General features: G+C 25.7%; 1 protein-coding gene. It reads right to left on the reverse strand.

Going from position 1 to position 288, the window contains the following annotated elements; genetic code table 11:
• Positions 1-98: 98 nt before the first annotated feature.
• The coding region (locus LB449_RS13845; RefSeq protein ID WP_224455699.1) for a hypothetical protein at positions 99-288 on the reverse strand (190 nt) is incomplete at its 5' end.

Genomic DNA, 288 nt, shown 5'->3' on the forward strand with positions numbered 1-288 from the left:
CCCAATAATTATACAAATCTGTATAATTATTGAAATTATTTTGGCTTATTGAACTAAAAGTATTGATGAAAAAAATGAAAAAAAATGATATGAGTAATCTATTCATCTTTTTCAGAATTTGAAGACAATTCAAAAGCAAGTTTATTCATAACTCCAATTAATGGATAAAAGAAGAGTGTTTCACCAATATTAGTATCTTTCGTTTTATGATAAGCATTAATGCCTCTAGTAATTAAATCAGTTAAACCTTCACTCCGTAGACTTTTAAATACCGAATAGGACTTTGTA

Origin of the sequence: Psychroflexus lacisalsi (assembly GCF_020164495.1) — a bacterium.
GTDB classification, from domain to species: Bacteria; Bacteroidota; Bacteroidia; order Flavobacteriales; family Flavobacteriaceae; genus Psychroflexus; species Psychroflexus lacisalsi.